The organism is Shouchella patagoniensis, from assembly GCF_002019705.1.
GTDB lineage: Bacteria > Bacillota > Bacilli > Bacillales > Bacillaceae_D > Shouchella > Shouchella patagoniensis.
In genome coordinates this window covers 3,845,938-3,862,349 of record NZ_KV917377.1, presented here as the reverse complement: position 1 = coordinate 3,862,349, position 16,412 = coordinate 3,845,938, and the positions used below count along the sequence as shown (strand labels likewise).

The 16,412-nt window shown below is 40.2% G+C and carries 12 protein-coding genes and 4 pseudogenes; 6 read left to right on the top strand and 10 right to left on the bottom strand.

All coding sequences use genetic code 11. The features are described 5' to 3' along the window. Window positions 1-11 precede the first annotated feature (11 nt). Window positions 12-230: a hypothetical protein gene (locus BK584_RS20030; RefSeq protein ID WP_078394222.1), complete on the top strand. Its 219-nt coding sequence runs from the start codon at window positions 12-14 to the stop codon at window positions 228-230. A 446-nt stretch (window positions 231-676) separates the two neighbouring features. On the opposite strand, the pseudogene BK584_RS20025 reads toward BK584_RS20030, so the two are convergent. The 3 genes and pseudogenes from BK584_RS20025 to BK584_RS25150 all read right to left on the bottom strand — a co-directional run. Next, window positions 677-1,255 (bottom strand): annotated as a pseudogene (locus BK584_RS20025) (recombinase family protein). Window positions 1,256-1,915: 660 nt separating this feature from the next. After that, window positions 1,916-2,545, bottom strand: coding sequence for a spore coat protein (locus BK584_RS20015; RefSeq protein ID WP_078394220.1), 630 nt, complete (start codon window positions 2,543-2,545; stop codon window positions 1,916-1,918). Between the two features lie 133 nt (window positions 2,546-2,678). Further along, window positions 2,679-2,911, bottom strand: a pseudogene (locus tag BK584_RS25150) (manganese catalase family protein); the annotation flags it as partial. A 252-nt stretch (window positions 2,912-3,163) separates the two neighbouring features. Here BK584_RS25150 and BK584_RS20005 point away from each other — a divergent pair. Continuing rightward, window positions 3,164-3,397, top strand: a pseudogene (locus tag BK584_RS20005) (helix-turn-helix transcriptional regulator); the annotation flags it as partial. Here the strand turns inward: BK584_RS20005 and BK584_RS25145 are convergent. From BK584_RS25145 to BK584_RS25715, 5 genes and pseudogenes are all read right to left on the bottom strand, one after another. Beyond that, a complete protein-coding gene (locus BK584_RS25145) occupies window positions 3,352-3,678 on the bottom strand; it encodes a hypothetical protein (RefSeq protein ID WP_245809039.1) in 327 nt (108 codons plus the stop codon). The pseudogene BK584_RS20005 and the gene BK584_RS25145 overlap by 46 nt on opposite strands. 319 nt (window positions 3,679-3,997) lie before the next feature. Further along, window positions 3,998-4,207 (bottom strand): hypothetical protein, encoded by a 210-nt coding sequence (locus BK584_RS20000; protein WP_078394218.1) that lies wholly within the window; start codon window positions 4,205-4,207, stop codon window positions 3,998-4,000. A gap of 101 nt (window positions 4,208-4,308) precedes the next feature. Next, window positions 4,309-4,983, bottom strand: a complete 675-nt coding sequence (locus tag BK584_RS19995) for a DUF421 domain-containing protein (RefSeq protein WP_078394217.1) — start codon at window positions 4,981-4,983, stop codon at window positions 4,309-4,311. A 265-nt stretch (window positions 4,984-5,248) separates the two neighbouring features. Further along, entirely contained in the window at window positions 5,249-6,367 is a 1,119-nt protein-coding gene (locus BK584_RS19990) for an MGDG synthase family glycosyltransferase (protein ID WP_078394216.1), read from the bottom strand. A gap of 363 nt (window positions 6,368-6,730) precedes the next feature. After that, window positions 6,731-6,832: pseudogene (locus BK584_RS25715) on the bottom strand (catalase); the annotation flags it as partial. A 1,335-nt stretch (window positions 6,833-8,167) separates the two neighbouring features. Here BK584_RS25715 and BK584_RS19980 point away from each other — a divergent pair. Next, window positions 8,168-9,001, top strand: coding sequence for a hypothetical protein (locus tag BK584_RS19980; protein ID WP_139365719.1), 834 nt, complete (start codon window positions 8,168-8,170; stop codon window positions 8,999-9,001). A gap of 153 nt (window positions 9,002-9,154) precedes the next feature. On the opposite strand, the gene BK584_RS19975 is transcribed toward BK584_RS19980, so the two are convergent. Further along, a complete protein-coding gene (locus BK584_RS19975) occupies window positions 9,155-9,679 on the bottom strand; it encodes a toprim domain-containing protein (RefSeq protein WP_078394213.1) in 525 nt (174 codons plus the stop codon). A 47-nt stretch (window positions 9,680-9,726) separates the two neighbouring features. Between BK584_RS19975 and pruA the strand changes: the two genes are divergently transcribed. Further along, complete coding sequence (gene pruA, locus BK584_RS19970; protein ID WP_078394212.1) at window positions 9,727-11,277, top strand: L-glutamate gamma-semialdehyde dehydrogenase; 1,551 nt, start codon at window positions 9,727-9,729, stop codon at window positions 11,275-11,277. A gap of 85 nt (window positions 11,278-11,362) precedes the next feature. On the opposite strand, the gene BK584_RS19965 is transcribed toward pruA, so the two are convergent. Beyond that, entirely contained in the window at window positions 11,363-12,892 is a 1,530-nt protein-coding gene (locus tag BK584_RS19965; protein WP_078394211.1) for a sigma-54 interaction domain-containing protein, read from the bottom strand. A gap of 173 nt (window positions 12,893-13,065) precedes the next feature. Here BK584_RS19965 and BK584_RS19960 point away from each other — a divergent pair, with 173 nt between their 5' ends. Together BK584_RS19960 and BK584_RS19955 are read left to right on the top strand one after the other, a co-directional pair. Next, the gene (locus tag BK584_RS19960) at window positions 13,066-13,983 is read left to right on the top strand and encodes a proline dehydrogenase family protein (protein ID WP_078394210.1); all 918 of its coding nucleotides are present in this window, start codon (window positions 13,066-13,068) and stop codon (window positions 13,981-13,983) included. Window positions 13,984-14,130: 147 nt separating this feature from the next. Next, the gene (locus tag BK584_RS19955; protein ID WP_078394209.1) at window positions 14,131-15,756 is read left to right on the top strand and encodes an exosporium glycoprotein BclB-related protein; all 1,626 of its coding nucleotides are present in this window, start codon (window positions 14,131-14,133) and stop codon (window positions 15,754-15,756) included. The last annotated feature ends 656 nt before the right edge of the window (window positions 15,757-16,412 follow it).

Here is a 16,412-nt window from a genome sequence, read left to right as displayed (position 1 = left end):
GGGCTATGAAAATGAAAAAGATTACTGTATCCGCTGCTGTTGTAACCGCTTCTGCACTACTTTTCTTGTCTGATGATACCCAAGCTAATATGAAAGCGTCATCACTAAATGAGTTCAAGTACGAAATTGATGAATCAGAGATGGATAAGTTTTTGAGAGATAAAGAAATACATATAGTACAACTAGCGGTAATATTAGCGAAGCCGCTGAAACACTATCCTGGTAAATGATGATGAAAGGTTGGTAGAATCAATGATTGCTCTACTCACTATTGTTTGTGTTGTAATTCTAATTTTTAATTTGATTATTGGGTATAACTTTATAAATTACGGAAGTGCCATGATTGACACATATTGTTTGCCATACCTGTTACTTTAATCATATGGATATTTGTAATTATATTATTCCAGATCTATTCAATTACAAATGAAAGACTGGGTCATATTCAAGAAATGTTATTTAAGTTACAACGAGACATCAAAAAATCAGACAAAGATGATTAGAAATGAGTCATATAGTAATGTAAGAATTAGTTGAGTAGAGAAATGAACTCAAAATTAAAGAGGATAAAAATAGAGGGAAATATATCGAAAGGTTGTGTTCAACAGTTACTAGCCTTTTCCCGAATATTTTATCCAAATAAAATCGGTACCAGTAGTAAATATTCACCTAGGTATTAACTCATTGAGGGGAAACTATGTTCATTTGTTATTTGCTTTTTAGCTCTAATTAACGTACTTTTGGAGATCCCTGTTATCTCTTCTACTTCTTTGTAAGAGTGAGTCTCTTTTAAACAAAGTGCATGCTCAATCTGTTTTTTTCCGTATTTCCTTGGAGGCCCCTCTCGAAAGTCTTCGCGCTGCTTTGCAATCATTTTTCCTTCTTGAGTTCTTTCAAAAATCATATCCCGTTCAAATTCCTCAAAGCTCAAGAATATATTAAAGATTAAGCGGCCATTCGGCGTGTTTTCAACCACACCCATGTTTAAGATGTTAACTGTAATTCCTTTTTCAAATAAACCTTTAATTATTTTTGTATCTTCTAGTGTGGATCTAGCAAATCGATCTAACTTCGTAATTATTAACGAGTCCCCTCCTTTTAAATTTTTCAGCAATGTTTGGAACTGAGGCCTGACCACTTTGGTTCCTGTGTATGTATCTCTAAAAACAATTTCAGCGCCCGCTAAAATTACAGACTTTTCTTGCGACTATAAAGACTGACCTACGGTTGAGACACGACAATAGCCATATTTCACGTAAAAACACTCCTTATATATGAAACTAAGTTATGACACCTTTGTATCTACTGATTGTCATTTTTGATTTTATTTTGCACATATATTGAGTGTTATTTTGCACTATCTGACATGTAAAAAATCTATCTTCATTTCAAAAGATAGATTTTTAAATTTACTTGATTCCGATTACTAAACTGTCTCGTGCAGCTTCAACAACTTCTGTAAAGAGAGAACTCGCAAGCTCTATTTGAAAGCTCACAGCAGGCATCATACTTAGTTTAGAAATTGGCTTATACCATTTTTTATCTTCAAAATGCGGTTCTAGCAGTTTTTTAGCTCCATTTAAAGTCGTCGCAATGCATCTTATAAAAATGGAGTGTGCCTGAAGCAAATAAGCCAAAAAAAAACAAATGCAGAATAACATGAAGGAGGTAAGAAGAAGATTCCTGTACTAAGCCGAAAAAGCAGTTTTAGTAACGCCGTGCTTGTCTGCGTAATCTTTAATACTCATTTTTTCTAGTGACTTGGGTGTTATTAGATAGTCTCTAAAACCCTTTGAGAAAAAATGAAATAAGGGTCCTTTTATCACGACCACTTAAATAATAACTAATAATTGTGATGAATCCTTTAAGTAGTAAAGCTTTTATATGCTTCATTGAAACCTACTTCATCTTATTTTTATTGTGGGGGTGGAGTGTTTTGAACGGGAGCAGGTGCGTAGCCATTTTGAATCTGCTGCATATCTTGCTGAGGAAGTTGTGGTACTTGATAAAATCCATGCTTATTTTGGTAAAGTGATATCTCATAAGCCATTTCTATACAGTTAGGAAGGGAGTCGGCAAGAACACGGCGAACTACAGGGTTTGTAACCTCCATTGCCGCATTTGTTTTAACTGGGGCCATCCCTTTTATAGAATTCAACATGTTAAGAGCGATGTTTTCATCATTAAGTTCATCAGGGGTTTGCAACGGCTTTTTAGGGGCGCTTCCTGGTTTCATACCATATATAAAATCGTTGCCTTGTTGCATCTTGTAGCTCTGTGTAGCTTTGGAAGGATCTTGCCCTGTTTTGAAACACTCTTGAGTCAAGTTATATTCCTCAGTCATAAATTGTTTTTGACGATCTAAAATATCTCGTAGTTCTGGATCCTCTACATGGGGACTTAACAATGTGTAGGTATTTAAGATATTTAATGAACCTGATAATACTTCGTGAACATCAAAGATTTCATGACCACCATGATTCATTACGGGTGGCACATTACTCGTTTGACTATTTTGTTGACTTTGCGGTTGTTGAAATTCCATATTTGTTCCTCCTTTTTGTTTTTGTCCACCTTAGACTGCTCTACCATGTACCTATTTATGCATCAAATACTGTTTTTTAGATTAAAAGAAACGCAAGCATGTAAAAAGCCTACAAATTGTGCAGGCTTTCTTTTTATGAATGTAAATCTTTTAGTCCAGGGCTATGCTCATTTGGAATTTCAGGCAGAACCGGAACGGGAAACCTGGCGGGAGGTGGTGTCACCGTGTATTCGCCGCCATTTCGGCTAGGGCTCTACCCTTGGAGAACTTCACCAATCTTTGTTGAATCCAATCTAAAATTGAATTGCGTATTATAAATCCAAGTTCCACAAACTTTCTACACTCTGGGGACTTATTATTATCATATAGTAAAGCTTTTACATTTATTAAATGGAGAATTGTTCAAAGGGATTAATCAAGATGAGAGAGATACCTTTCAATGATTATCTCGAATAGTAGAAGCGAATCTTTATAATTCTGACTAAAAAGACGCTACTTCTTATATAAGAGAGCGTATTTTCTGTAATTAATGTATATGAATCGTTTTAGGATCGAAGGTTAGATTCATTTACCTTTGGTCATAATGGTAACGATTAAAGAAAGAGTGTTGGTAGCTTTATGAATAAAACAGAACGTCAATTAGCCATTATATTAGAATTACAACGAACCAACGTCGTTAAAGCTGAAGACCTAGCAAAAAAGTTAGAAACCAGCGTGAGAACTATTTATAGAGATGTACAAGCATTGAGCGAAGCTGGGGTGCCAATTATAGGAGCCACAGGATTTGGCTATTCTTTAGTAGAAGGCTATTTCCTACCACCTGTTAATTTTACAGTAGAAGAAGCGGTATCCTTCCAGGCAAAGCGTTCCCTTAACTCTCCTCTTTTTCCACAGAACAAGAACAAGAAACAATCGACTTTCTTTTTTAGTTGAACGACTTGTTTAATTAATGCTTGAGTATCGCGCCAAACGTCAAGCACATTTATGAGTGTCCACTTTTTTGTCTTCGATTGCTTGGCGCCCATCGCACGAGTCCGTTCTTTCACGGTGATTGAACCATCTTCTTCATTCCACTCCACCACAGGGGTTTCGAGCGTATAGATAGGAATCCCCCATGCAGAGATGCGTGCCAATAGAAAATCCTCTTTATTTTGATGTTTGTACGTTTTACTCACGGTGATTCGTACAAACATCAGTAGGATAAGGAGTAATACCAACCAACCCTGCTCCTATGAGTAACAATCCATTCAACCGCATTCCCTCGTCTTCCTTTACGATAAGTTACCGTCTAGGCTCTCCCTTATTCCAGCAAAATAAACCTGCCAGCGTTGCTGACAGGTTTATTTATCTTTACTCAAACAATTCATGAATTCACTGATCTAGGGAGGGAGAGCAACGAAGAGGGAGGCAAGCATTGAGCCCCCCACCCTCTTCCACTAAACATTATTTTCTTTACTGTTGTTGGATAGCGGACATTAACTGGCCGTTCTGTTGTTGGTCGTTTTGTTGTCCTTGTTGTCCTTGTGCACCCATTCCTGCAACAAGTGGCACAAATTGCTGCGCAGTTTTACTAATACCTTGCCCTTTGGTCATGCTATAATAAGCAGCTACACCGATGCCTGCGGAAGCTAATAAAGGTAACCAAATTTGTTGTTTTTGCATTTTGTAATCATCCCTCCTCCTCTTTAATTTGGCATAAGCTCCATAAATCATGTTAGTAAGTCATTTCCAATATAACTAATAGAATAAGGACGGAGAGAATTTTACATTTTTTCAAGATACACGCCCTCGTCTTTTTTCCATTCAAAATAAAACACATCTTTATAATGATCGATATGATGATGACGGAGCTTTTTTGACAACCACTCCTCATTAAACCCTGAATGTTTTAGGTTTTCCCAATCCACTTTTCCATCACTGATAAATGTAACGGGTAGGTAAACAGGTTGTTGTGGCATTTTCAAATCCGTAATTGTCGGTGTTACATATTTCGCTTTCTCTATAACGCTTAACGTGCCGTCTGTTTCAAGTATTGCATAGGCGACTTCTCTTATTGAAAACACTTTTTCCCGCCGTAGTAAATGTTGTAACTGATTAATATCGAGTTTGTTCTTTTTCAATTCTTGTCTATCAAGATGACCGTTACGAATGATAATGGAAGGTTTTCCTTCAAGGAACTCCCTTGTTCCACGGAACTTTTGTGTACACAATTCAATTAAGAAAATCATGCCCCCCCATAATGCAATTGCAAAAAGAATTGAGCCTAGTTTGACCTCTTTATCATAAATGGCATTCCCAACAAGTTCACCGAGAATGAGAGCCGAAATGAAATCAAAGGGAGTTATTTGAGAGAGGGTCGTTTTACCCAACAGTTTTGTCATGATGAGTAATGCAACGAAACCTATTAATAGCTCGACTGCTGTTGAAAGTATGTCCATATTTTTCGTAACTCCCTTTATAGTCTTTTTATAGGATAGAATTAAGGAAGAAAGAAGCGAAAAAGTTAAACGAGGACAGAGTGCATAGAGTGTTTACATTCTGTGGTGACGGCATGATAGATGTAAATTTGTATAAGATTTATGCAGTTGAAACATGAATATTTTGAGCCAAGATAAGTTCTAGATCTATTAACAGGTTAAATAATACTGCCCTCTGTTATTCGTACTATTGGATAGTAGTATTTGCCATTGTCTGCAATACGTATCATCGACTCTCTTGTTGTTCAAACAACATAAGAATTCTCTCAACAATATGGTTGGCCGCATTTGGTTTCTTTACCATGCGTGCATGATATTGCATCTTCGTATAATAAAATTTTTGATACAACACTCTCTCCAGTACACCGGGTAATTGAATACATCGATTTACTTTTACCGCAGCACCTGCATTTATTAAATAATTTGCATTCTGTTCCTCATGACCTGGAATAGGATTATAAATAATAATTGGTGTTTCGCAAGCAAGAGCTTCCGCCATGGTTAGTCCTCCTGCTTTAGAGAGTATGCCGTCACTTGCTTTTAAATATAATAAAAATTTATCTGTAAAATCGATGATTTTTACAGTATGTTTACTGTTCTGCCGTAAAATACTTTGCTTTGCTCTATGATTATGTCCTACCATACATACGATCTGAATGGGATGTGGTAAATGTTCTAATGCCCTTATGACACGAACATAATTTATTAAACCACTACCGCCCCCTGCAATTAACAATGTCTTCTTATCCTGAGCAAGTCCTAAATCATAGCGGGCCTTCCATTTTGATATCTGTAAACAGTCATTGTTTGAAATGGGAATACCCGTTGAATAAAAAAGCTGGGAAGGAACATTATGCAAAATAGCAAATTCTTCAATCTGAGACGATGCTGTAAAATAGCAATCAATTTCTTGCCTTATATATGCAGGATGTAAGACGAAGTCCGTAATAACCGTATATAAAGGGATATCTAATTGCTTGATCTGTTTGACCCTTGTCAAAAAAGCCGTCACGAAAGGATGAGTTGAAATGATAAACGAACAGTCCTGCTTATTGATTATTGAATATAATTGTTCAACAAAAAATGTACCAAAGCGATCTAATAATAAAAACAATGGATGTTCTTCTGCATAAAAATAAAGTTTTCTCCATATTAAAGGACTTAGCTTTAGCAAGCGAATATAGCTGCTAAGCATCAGGTTATGAAGACTTGGACTAATTGTGTGGAACGTATCAACAATTTCAGGATGAAGTCCTTGATTATTAAATTCATGTTGTAGAGCTTTAGCGGCCTGATTGTGGCCATTACCAATTGATGCAGAAAAAATCAATGGCTGATTTCTCATCCTATATCCTCACTTTCATAACCGACGTAACTTGAAGTATCCCTTGTAAAGACTATGGGATGCTTTTTGACTTATATCATGATTTCATCACCCATTCTCAGCCTAGCTCCATCAATAACGCTCCCTTTTTACGTTTTCTATTTAACATACCCTCCAAAATTTCAATATCAGAGGGTACTCGTGTAAAAAATTGCTTCGAAAACTTTTCTTAAACGATTTATTATCCCAAAACCGATGAGCAACAATCGTCGCGACCAATTGCGTGTCAAATTCATTCGTGTCTGCCTCACTGACCGTGTATGGTGAATTGTTTGCAAGCGAGCTGTTATGGTTGGCAACTTGTCCTTTGTTAATCGTTTTTCTGGGAATCTCATGAAAGTTTGGCCCACCAAGACGAAGCAACTGCGTGTCCGTATAAGAGAATAGGCGCGTTTGTAGGAGTGGATCATGGGTAAAATCGATCCCTTTCCCGAAAATGAAAGTCCTCCATAAGCGTCGGACCTTGCTCTCCCGCTCTTAGCGGAACTCACCCTCCGAGAGCTTCAGTCCTTGATTCGTGGTCATCTTCTTTGTCCTGGTTATCGGCACTTCGAAACGGCTCTAGCTGTTCATTCTTGCTGTTTTCATTGACCTTTTTTCTTCATCCACGTAGTCGTCACTCTCCTTAGCTAGTTTCCAACTTATTTTCGTTAGTTTTTCTAAGGAAAGATTGTTTTATGCAAAATAACCGACTGCATGCGTGGACCATCCCCGCTGAAGCGGATATATGAGGGCGCAAAAAAGAAGATGGAAGGCGCTCATCCTTATTCGCAAAAAATGTTCCATCAGCATTAAGCTGTCCGTCTTATTCCTTTCAATAAAAAACAGCCGAACGAGTCGATGCAGGAGTGCATAGGCTTTACATATTACTTAATACGCTGGGCACCCTGATAAATGTGCAAACAGAAAGGTGGCGCGTAAATAAACTTACTTAGGAGGATGGCAATGGGTATATTAAGCGGGAACCCGAAGGACAACCTTGATCCATTGTCAACCCCCACGTTTATTATCATTCAAAGATCAAATTTCTCGGTCTCAAGTGAACAATTTTAGCTTTTAGTATTTGAATTTCTTCGCGTTGTAAATTCATATTTTCATGGGGCTACCTCATGTTGGCCCGTTCATATCATACGCGAGTGAGGCACTGCTCACCACCCTTACCTAGAGCATTCAGAAGCATTAGGACACATTATCACCAATACTTTGATCCATAATATAAAAGTAATAAGAAAGAGGAGCGTTGCATGGTATGAACAAATCGGAGAACCCAATAACAAGTATATTAGGTGTGGGTGTACGAACCAAACACAAAAGAGACGTGGAGAGCTCAAACAAAGATTCTTTCAACCCAATCATTCATAGACAAATCCATGGGGAGGAAGTATACGTACCCTTAAATCTAAGTAGCGCCTGGTGAAGTGACGGCTGCCGAGGTTTACCCTCAAGTGGAATCAGAGCCACGAACGTGCCCGGCGTGTGGATCGGATTTGGTTGTGCGTAGCAACCGTGATCAGACAAAGCGGTTCGCTATACCTTGTTATCTGCTTTCTTTTGGTCCCGATGCCGTGAGATTACGGATGCTCTTGTCGAACTGTTGATGACCATAACGCATAATATTAACGGGCACGCAGAAAAGAAAGTTGATCGAGAATTGTTAAGAGAGATCAAACGTGTTCGAGGAAAAACAATCTTCTAATCTCGTTGTTTGAAAACATGTTGGAAAATCAAGAGCATGTCGTGAGGGACGTATTGTTCTCTGTCATGGACGAAGAAACTGCACAAAATTTACTAAAAGAACTCAAGTATAATAAGAATGTTTATAGGGAGAAAGTGTATTACAAAATGAAAAGATCCTATAGCCTTTCTTATCGAACCGCGATTTCAGAGTTATTGAGTATTTTAGAGTTCCGTTCTAACAACCTAAAACATCAGCCTGTGATTGAAGCGTTAAATCTGGTTAAAAAGTACATAGGCACGCGACAAAAGTATTTTCCTATTAACGACGATGTCCCAATTAATGAAGTAATTCCACAGAAGTTCATAAAGGTCGTTCTTGAAAAAGACACGAAAGGAAATCCGAGGGTCAATCGCATTAATTATGAAATAACCGTCTTGCAATCCTTAAGAGATAAACTTCGATGCAAAGAAATTTGGGTCGTAGGCGCTGATAGATATCGGAACCCTGATGAAGATTTACCCCTCGACTTTGAGGAAAAGCGACAGGAATATTATGAGGCCTTAGGTCTTTCTATGGATGTTGAGCCGATCATCTCCGAGTTACAACAAAAGTTGCACAATAAATTAGATCAATTCAATCGAACAATCCCCAAGAACCCGAAAGTTTCTATTACCAACCATCGTAATGACTGGATATCTGTTTCACCAATAGAACCCCAAAAAGAGCCGGAACGGCTCTCTCAGCTCAAACAAGTAATTGCGAAGCGTTGGTGGCTGTTAGAACTGATTGACATATTTAAAGAGACTGATTTACGGATGAACTTTACCGGTGTTTTTCAAAGCTTAGCCAAATACGAACGGCTGGATCGGGCAGACATTCAAAAGCGTCTACTGTTATGTATGTACGGAATTGTATAAATATCTTCAATTAAAGGTATTCGTTTGATAAAAAGCTTAGAATTTAACCACAAAGAAGTTGTTACTATAAACTGCATTGAGTTCTTTCCCCCACTTATCTCATCAACTTTTCCTTCCAATTTTATATTTCCTTCAATTTGACTGCCGCCTCCTTTACCTTTCCCTTTCCGGCTCTTTGTCCTTCGTTTTCCCTGCTTTCTCTTTTTGGTCGCCTTGCTTGGTCATTTGTTTAAAATCCTCATTCCAATCTTTTGTCTTCGACAAATCGGTTTGAAAAAAGTGATCTTTGGCTTTCTCGTCTTTGACCAGCGCATCATTTGGACGCATCCTCGTTTTTAATTGGTCAACAAACGCACGCCCTGCCTTATCGTTGTCGACTGCCAACACCACATTTTTGACTTTGTACCCTTGATCAAGCATATGCTTACCCACGTGACTCATCGTCGCAGGCTTCAAACCGTTCATACTCATTAAACGGGCATTTTGAATGCTATTTTGTTTGACGCTGTAGTAACTTAACGCATCGATAGGGGATTCAAACAAAATGAGCTTATCCGGGTTGCAAATATCAAAATGAAAGCCTTGGTGCTCTTCGCTGTGTTTGTCGACCCCTTTAAAGTGCCGTCCATTGCCCATATCAATGGTTCCTTGCCGATCCTTTCCCCGTAAACTTGGCATACATCTTGCATTTAATTTACTGAACTGATTTTGAAGGAGGATTTTTTATGTTACCAACTTACAAACATGAACCATTTACAGATTTTACAGTCGAAGAAAACAAACAGGCGTTACTTGACGCTATTAAAAAAGTTGAATCCGAACTCGGCGGCCACTACCCTCTACTTATTAATGGTGAGCGAATTGAAACCGAACAGAAGATCACTTCTTATAATCCATCAAACAAAGAAGAAATCATTGGAACAACTGGAAAAGCAACAAAAGACCATGCAGAACAAGCAATCGAAGCTGCAAGCGAAGCGTTTAAAACGTGGCGAAAAGTGACACCAGCAGAAAGAGCGAATATTCTTGTACGCGCTGCAGCCCTTGTTCGTCGTCGCAAACATGAATTTTCAGCATTGCTTGTAAAAGAAGGCGGAAAACCTTGGAAAGAAGCTGATGGTGACACGGCGGAAGGCATTGACTTTATGGAATACTATGCTCGTCAAATGATCGAACTTGCTGAAGGGAAACCAGTCAATAGCCGTGAAGGTGAATTAAATAACTACATGTATACACCAACTGGCGTAACTGTGGTTATTTCTCCTTGGAACTTCGCCTTTGCAATTATGGCTGGAACAACAGTTGCCCCTCTTGTTACAGGTAATACAGTATTACTTAAACCGGCTAGTACAACTCCAGTTATCGCGGCAAAATTTGTTGAAGTATTAGAAGAAGCTGGTGTACCAAAAGGAGTAATCAACTTCGTTCCAGGAAGCGGTAGTGAAGTTGGCGATTACCTTGTTGAGCATCCAAAAACAGCATTAATTACATTTACCGGCTCACGTGACGTAGGTGTCCGTCTATATGAGCGCGCAGCAATCGTTCAAAAAGAACAAAATCACCTCAAACGTGTCATTGTAGAAATGGGTGGTAAAGACACAGTTGTTGTTGATAATGAGGCTGATATCGATACAGCTGTGGAAGCAATTGTTGTTTCTGCATTTGGTTTCTCAGGCCAAAAATGTTCCGCTGGGTCACGTGCCGTTATTCATGCCGATGTTTATGATGAAGTATTAGAAAAAGTCATTGAAAAAACAAATGCATTAACAGTTGGTAACCCTGCTGAACCAAACAATAATTATATGGGACCAGTCATTGATCAAGCGGCATTTGACAAGATTACAGGCTACATTGAGGTAGGCAAAGAAGAAGGCAAACTTGTTGCTGGAGGAAAGAGTGATGACAGTACTGGTTATTTCATTCATCCAACCATTTTTGCAGATGTTGATCCAAAAGCGCGCGTGATGCAAGAAGAAATTTTTGGACCTGTTTTAGCAATCAGCAAAGCGTCCAGCTATGACGAAGCACTGGAGATTGCAAATAACACGGAATATGGTTTAACTGGTGCAGTTATTACAAATAACCGTGAAAAAATCGAACAGGCGAAATATGATTTCCATGTTGGCAATCTTTATTTCAACCGTAATTGTACTGGAGCGATTGTTGGCTACCATCCATTTGGAGGATTCAAAATGTCTGGAACGGATTCAAAAGCCGGTGGCCCGGATTATCTTGCACTGCATATGCAAGCAAAAACCATTTCAGAGATGTATTAAGTCGATATCACATGAAAAGACACGATCTAGACAAGATCGTGTCTTTTTGTTTAAACACATCTGTCTATTTAGACAAATGTGTCAACTATAAACCGTATTGTTTTAACTTGTTGTACAGAGTTGCACGAGAAATACCGAGCATTTTTGCAGCTGCCGACTTATTCCCATATGTTTTTTGTAATGCATCTTTAATTTCACTACGTTGATCAGTGGATTCGCTTGGAATTGATGAAACATGTTTTCCTTGGCGTTGAAATGATTCAGGTAAATGATACCAACGAATCATATCGTCCGCTTCGTTAGATAGAATGACAACTCGTTCTACTAGGTTTCGTAGTTGCCGTATGTTCCCTTCCCAACGATGATTCCCAAGCATATACATCACTTCTGGATCAAACTTTGGCACTGGTTTTTCATACCTTAGCGCGAATTCATGTCCAAAGCGTTGAATTAACTCCGGTAAATCTTCCATTCGTTCACGTAAAGGAGGAACATAAAGTGATATAACATGTAATCTGTAATAAAGGTCTTCACGAAATGTTCCTGCTCGAATCATTTCTTCCAAATCACGGTTTGTTGCTGCAATAAGATGAACTTCAAGTGGAATTGGTTTATGATCTCCAACTCGGTAATAGACTCGTTCTTGCAACACACGCAAAAGCTTTACTTGTAGTTCAAGTGGCATTTCCCCTACTTCATCAAGAAACAACGTTCCTCCTTTTGCAGCATCCAGTTTTCCTTTTTTACCACCTTTTACAGCACCAGTAAACGCACCTTGAACATAACCAAATAACTCACTTTCAAACAAAGCCGCAGGGATTGCACCACAGTTAATTGCAACAAAAGGTTCTTCTTTTCGTCTACTTGCTTGATGTACACCTTCGGCAAACAATTCTTTCCCAACACCACTTTCGCCCGTAATAAGCAAGTTTGCTTCCGTTTTTGCTACTTTAACTGCCAACTCAATCGCCCGTTTGATCGGCTTGCTATTCCCAATGATCTTATGAAAAGGGGTTTCGTTGTCCATTTTCAGATCGCGAAGTGTCGCAGTGGTCGTCGTAAGTTCTTCATTTAATTTAACAACATCAGTAATATCTCGTTCAATCGAAATCCCCCCAATGCATTCAACCCCTTGGAACACAGGAACTGTATTTACAATCACATGTAAACCCGGCTTTGGTTGATTGTACTGATTAATCACTGGCTGTTTATCTTTCATGACGGACCAAAGTACAAGCGCTTCTTCATCAAAGAAATGATGTAAAGGCTTTCCTTTTATCTCAACATTATTTAAGCCATACAATTCTTCTGAACGATGGTTAACAGCTAATACTGCACTGGCTTCATCAACGATTGTCACAGCATCATCCATGGCTCTCATTAATGTTTCTTGAAAAGAGTGAAGCCGCTTTAATTCATCTAATACGAGCCCCAATAGTTCTTCCTTATAAATCATTCCAACTACTTCATTTCGTTCATTGGTTGTATAAATATCTCCTTGATCTTTATGAAATGATGGTAAGTGTATAAACGGCAACGTTTCAGGCAATTTCAGCGCATCATTTTTTGGTTCGTGACCAAAAGGCTTTGCAACATCTTTTAATATCTTTTGCATAACAAACCTCCTAATCAATCATGTATAACTCATTAGACAATTATGTCTTCTATTACTTTCTATATTAGACGAATTCTCATTAAAAAACTAGAATGAAAACGCTTAATCACTTGGCACCATTTTTGCATAGTTATTACTATAGTAGAAACAGATCATCTTAGGAGGAATGACATATGGTCCTTGACCAGCCACTTCGATCGTTTTTTATGCAGCTTGCTAAAAGCAAACCACTTAATAAGGCAGCTAAAAAATGGGGCCTAAAGTTTGGAGCATCACAAGTTGTAGCAGGAGCGACACTCGAAGACGCGATGGCGAATGTGAAGATTTTAAACAGCAAGGGATTAGCGTGTACGCTTGATCACTTAGGTGAATTTGTAACAGAACGTGAAGAAGCAATTGAATCAACTGAGGCTTGTCTTAATGTATTGCGTGCAATTAACGAAACGCAAGTAGAATGCAATCTTTCATTAAAAATGACCCAGCTCGGTCTGGATATTGATGAAGCATTTTGCATTGAAAATATGAAACGTATTTGCCAAACAGCTCGTAGTTTTAATATTTTTATTCGGATTGATATGGAAGATTATTCTCATTGCGAACAAACATTGCGCATCTTAGCAATCTTACGTGAAGAGTATGATAATGTTGGTACCGTCATTCAAGCCTACTTACATCGTTCAGAAGCTGATGTTCTCTCACTTAAAGGAGTGCCTCTTCGCCTTGTTAAAGGAGCATATAAAGAATCAGAAACAGTCGCTTTCCAAGAAAAAAGCAAAGTTGATGAAAACTATTTAACGATTATCTATAAGCATCTAGATAGTGGCAGCTATACGGCAATTGCTACTCATGACCATACCATTATTGAAAAAGTTAAACGATATGCAGACACAAACCAAATCTCACGTGATCAATTTGAATTCCAAATGCTTTATGGTTTTCGTGAAGCATTACAAAAAGAATTGGTTTCTGAAGGTTATAAAGTTCGTCTCTATGTCCCATTTGGTACGGATTGGTTTGGTTACTTCATGCGCCGTCTTGCTGAACGCCCACAGAATATTGTGTTTGCGTTACGAGGATTCTTTAAAAAATAACTCAACCATCCCCGCCCCTTCCCACTAGAAGGGGTTTTTTGTATCACTCACCCATTTATTGCTTGCCATTAAGAAATTGAAAACCAAAATGCACTCTTATGCATATGAGTATATGACGTGATTAATTTTTCCAAAGGGGAATGAATAATGAGTATAGATAAACATAAACGTTGTACAAGATGTAGAAGTTCGTCATGTAATTGCGATCCTTCCTTGCAGTTCTTTAATCGCACACCAAACAATGGTGGAGAAAACAGGGGCATCACTGGACCTACTGGACCTACTGGGCCTGGAGGTGGTATTACTGGCATCACTGGAGCCACTGGCGATCCTGGGCCTACTGGCGCTACTGGCTTAGCTGGGGCTACTGGGGCCACCGGCGATCCTGGGCCTACTGGCGCTACTGGCTTAGCTGGAGCTACTGGAGCCACTGGCGATCCTGGGGTTACCGGTCCTACTGGCGCTACTGGCTTAGCTGGGGCTACTGGGGCCACCGGCGATCCTGGGCCTACTGGCGCTACTGGCTTAGCTGGGGCTACTGGGGCCACCGGCGATCCTGGGCCTACTGGCGCTACTGGCTTAGCTGGGGCTACTGGGGCCACCGGCGATCCTGGGCCTACTGGCGCTACTGGCTTAGCTGGGGCTACTGGGGCCACCGGCGATCCTGGGCCTACTGGCGCTACTGGCTTAGCTGGGGCTACTGGGGCCACCGGCGATCCTGGGCCTACTGGCGCTACTGGCTTAGCTGGGGCTACTGGGGCCACCGGCGATCCTGGGCCTACTGGCGCTACTGGCTTAGCTGGGGCTACTGGGGCCACCGGCGATCCTGGGCCTACTGGCGCTACTGGCTTAGCTGGGGCTACTGGGGCCACCGGCGATCCTGGGCCTACTGGCGCTACTGGCTTAGCTGGAGCTACTGGAGCCACTGGCGATCCTGGGGTTACCGGTCCTACTGGCGATCCTGGGTTAGCTGGAGCTACTGGAGCCACCGGCGATCCTGGGCCTACTGGCGCTACTGGCTTAGCTGGAGCTACTGGGGCTACTGGTGATCCTGGGGTTACTGGTCCTACCGGCGCTACTGGCGTTACTGGCTTAACAGGTGCTACCGGCGTTACTGGTGAGACAGGTGTTACTGGTGTTACTGGCGTTACTGGCGTTACTGGCTTAACAGGTGCTACCGGTGTTACTGGTGAGACAGGTGTTACTGGCGTTACTGGTGCGACAGGTGTGACCGGTATTGCTGGAGCAGGTGCCATCATTCCGTTTTCATCAGGTCTTCCTGCCGTTTTAACAACGATTGCCGGTGGGCTTGTAGGCACAAACAGCCTTGTCGGTTTTGGCAACTCTGTTACTGGGGTCAGCATACTTGGTGGAGGCACGATCGATCTCACTGGCGCAGCTGGTACTCTATTAAACTTTGCCTTCTCTGTTCCAAGGGATGGAACAATCACATCTCTTTCTGGTTACTTTAGTACTACAGCAGCACTTTCTTTAGTTGGATCCACCATTACAATTACGGCACAAGTTTTTAGATCAGTAGGTCCAGCTCCTGACAACGTTTTTGCCCCTATTCCTGGAGCGGTTGTTACCTTAGCTCCACCTTTAACTGGAATTTTGGCATTAGGCACAATTTCAAGCGGAAATGCAACTGGCTTATCCATTCCAGTTGCGACTGGAGACCGTTTGTTACTAGTCTTTACTGCTACTGCTGCAGGACTTTCACTAATTAACACAGTTGTAGGATATGCAAGTGCAGGTTTAGGTATTAGTTAATAAATTTGCAACACACCTATCAACGTAAGTTCTCTTAGATAGGTGTGTTTTTTATTGTCTCGCAACGTTTTTCTTAAAGTTACTAAGGGTTCGCTCATGTGGTTTTACAAAAACAAAACCCTGCGTACTCCTATGTGTTCTATTTTCAGGGAAGATTTTTGAGAAAGTCATTTTGTCGTGTTCGGTTGAGGGATAACGTAAAAACCTCCTTCTTCCTTTTTTTTGTTTCTGCTATAGCTGGCAACGTTTTTTGCTCCGGGGTGATTTTCTTCGGGGATGTTGGACATGGGGTGTTTTCATGGAAGTTTCTCATGTTGTGTTACGAAAACAACCCCTGCGTTCTCCGATATGTTCTATTTCAGGGAAGATTTATGAGAAAACTCAATTTGTCGTGTGCGGTTGATGAATGACGTAAAAATCTCCTTCTTCCTTTTTTTCCTCGAAGGCTACTCACGCTGTCGCACGAAAACAACCCCTACGTCTCACAGGGACACATGATGCTGATTCAACGATGGCTACTCACGAGGTCTGTTGGACAGAGCTCTTTTTTATATGAGCTACTTTCCCTTAATCTTTTCTGCTTCTCCGAAGCAGTCTCTTTTGCTTTGTCTATAGACGAAAAAAAGACACCTTTTCAGGTGTCTTTCTCATTGCCC

Coding starts and splice junctions, on each gene's coding strand:
- BK584_RS19990 (WP_078394216.1), bottom strand. CDS start 6,367: ATGAGAAATCAGCCATTGATTTTTTCTGCATCAATTGGTAATGGCCAC.
- BK584_RS20000 (WP_078394218.1), bottom strand. CDS start 4,207: ATGCAAAAACAACAAATTTGGTTACCTTTATTAGCTTCCGCAGGCATC.
- BK584_RS19995 (WP_078394217.1), bottom strand. CDS start 4,983: ATGGACATACTTTCAACAGCAGTCGAGCTATTAATAGGTTTCGTTGCA.
- BK584_RS19975 (WP_078394213.1), bottom strand. CDS start 9,679: ATGCCAAGTTTACGGGGAAAGGATCGGCAAGGAACCATTGATATGGGC.
- BK584_RS19955 (WP_078394209.1), top strand. CDS start 14,131: ATGAGTATAGATAAACATAAACGTTGTACAAGATGTAGAAGTTCGTCA.
- BK584_RS19960 (WP_078394210.1), top strand. CDS start 13,066: ATGGTCCTTGACCAGCCACTTCGATCGTTTTTTATGCAGCTTGCTAAA.
- BK584_RS20030 (WP_078394222.1), top strand. CDS start 12: ATGAAAAAGATTACTGTATCCGCTGCTGTTGTAACCGCTTCTGCACTA.
- BK584_RS19965 (WP_078394211.1), bottom strand. CDS start 12,892: ATGCAAAAGATATTAAAAGATGTTGCAAAGCCTTTTGGTCACGAACCA.
- pruA (WP_078394212.1), top strand. CDS start 9,727: ATGTTACCAACTTACAAACATGAACCATTTACAGATTTTACAGTCGAA.
- BK584_RS20015 (WP_078394220.1), bottom strand. CDS start 2,545: ATGGAATTTCAACAACCGCAAAGTCAACAAAATAGTCAAACGAGTAAT.
- BK584_RS19980 (WP_139365719.1), top strand. CDS start 8,168: ATGGACGAAGAAACTGCACAAAATTTACTAAAAGAACTCAAGTATAAT.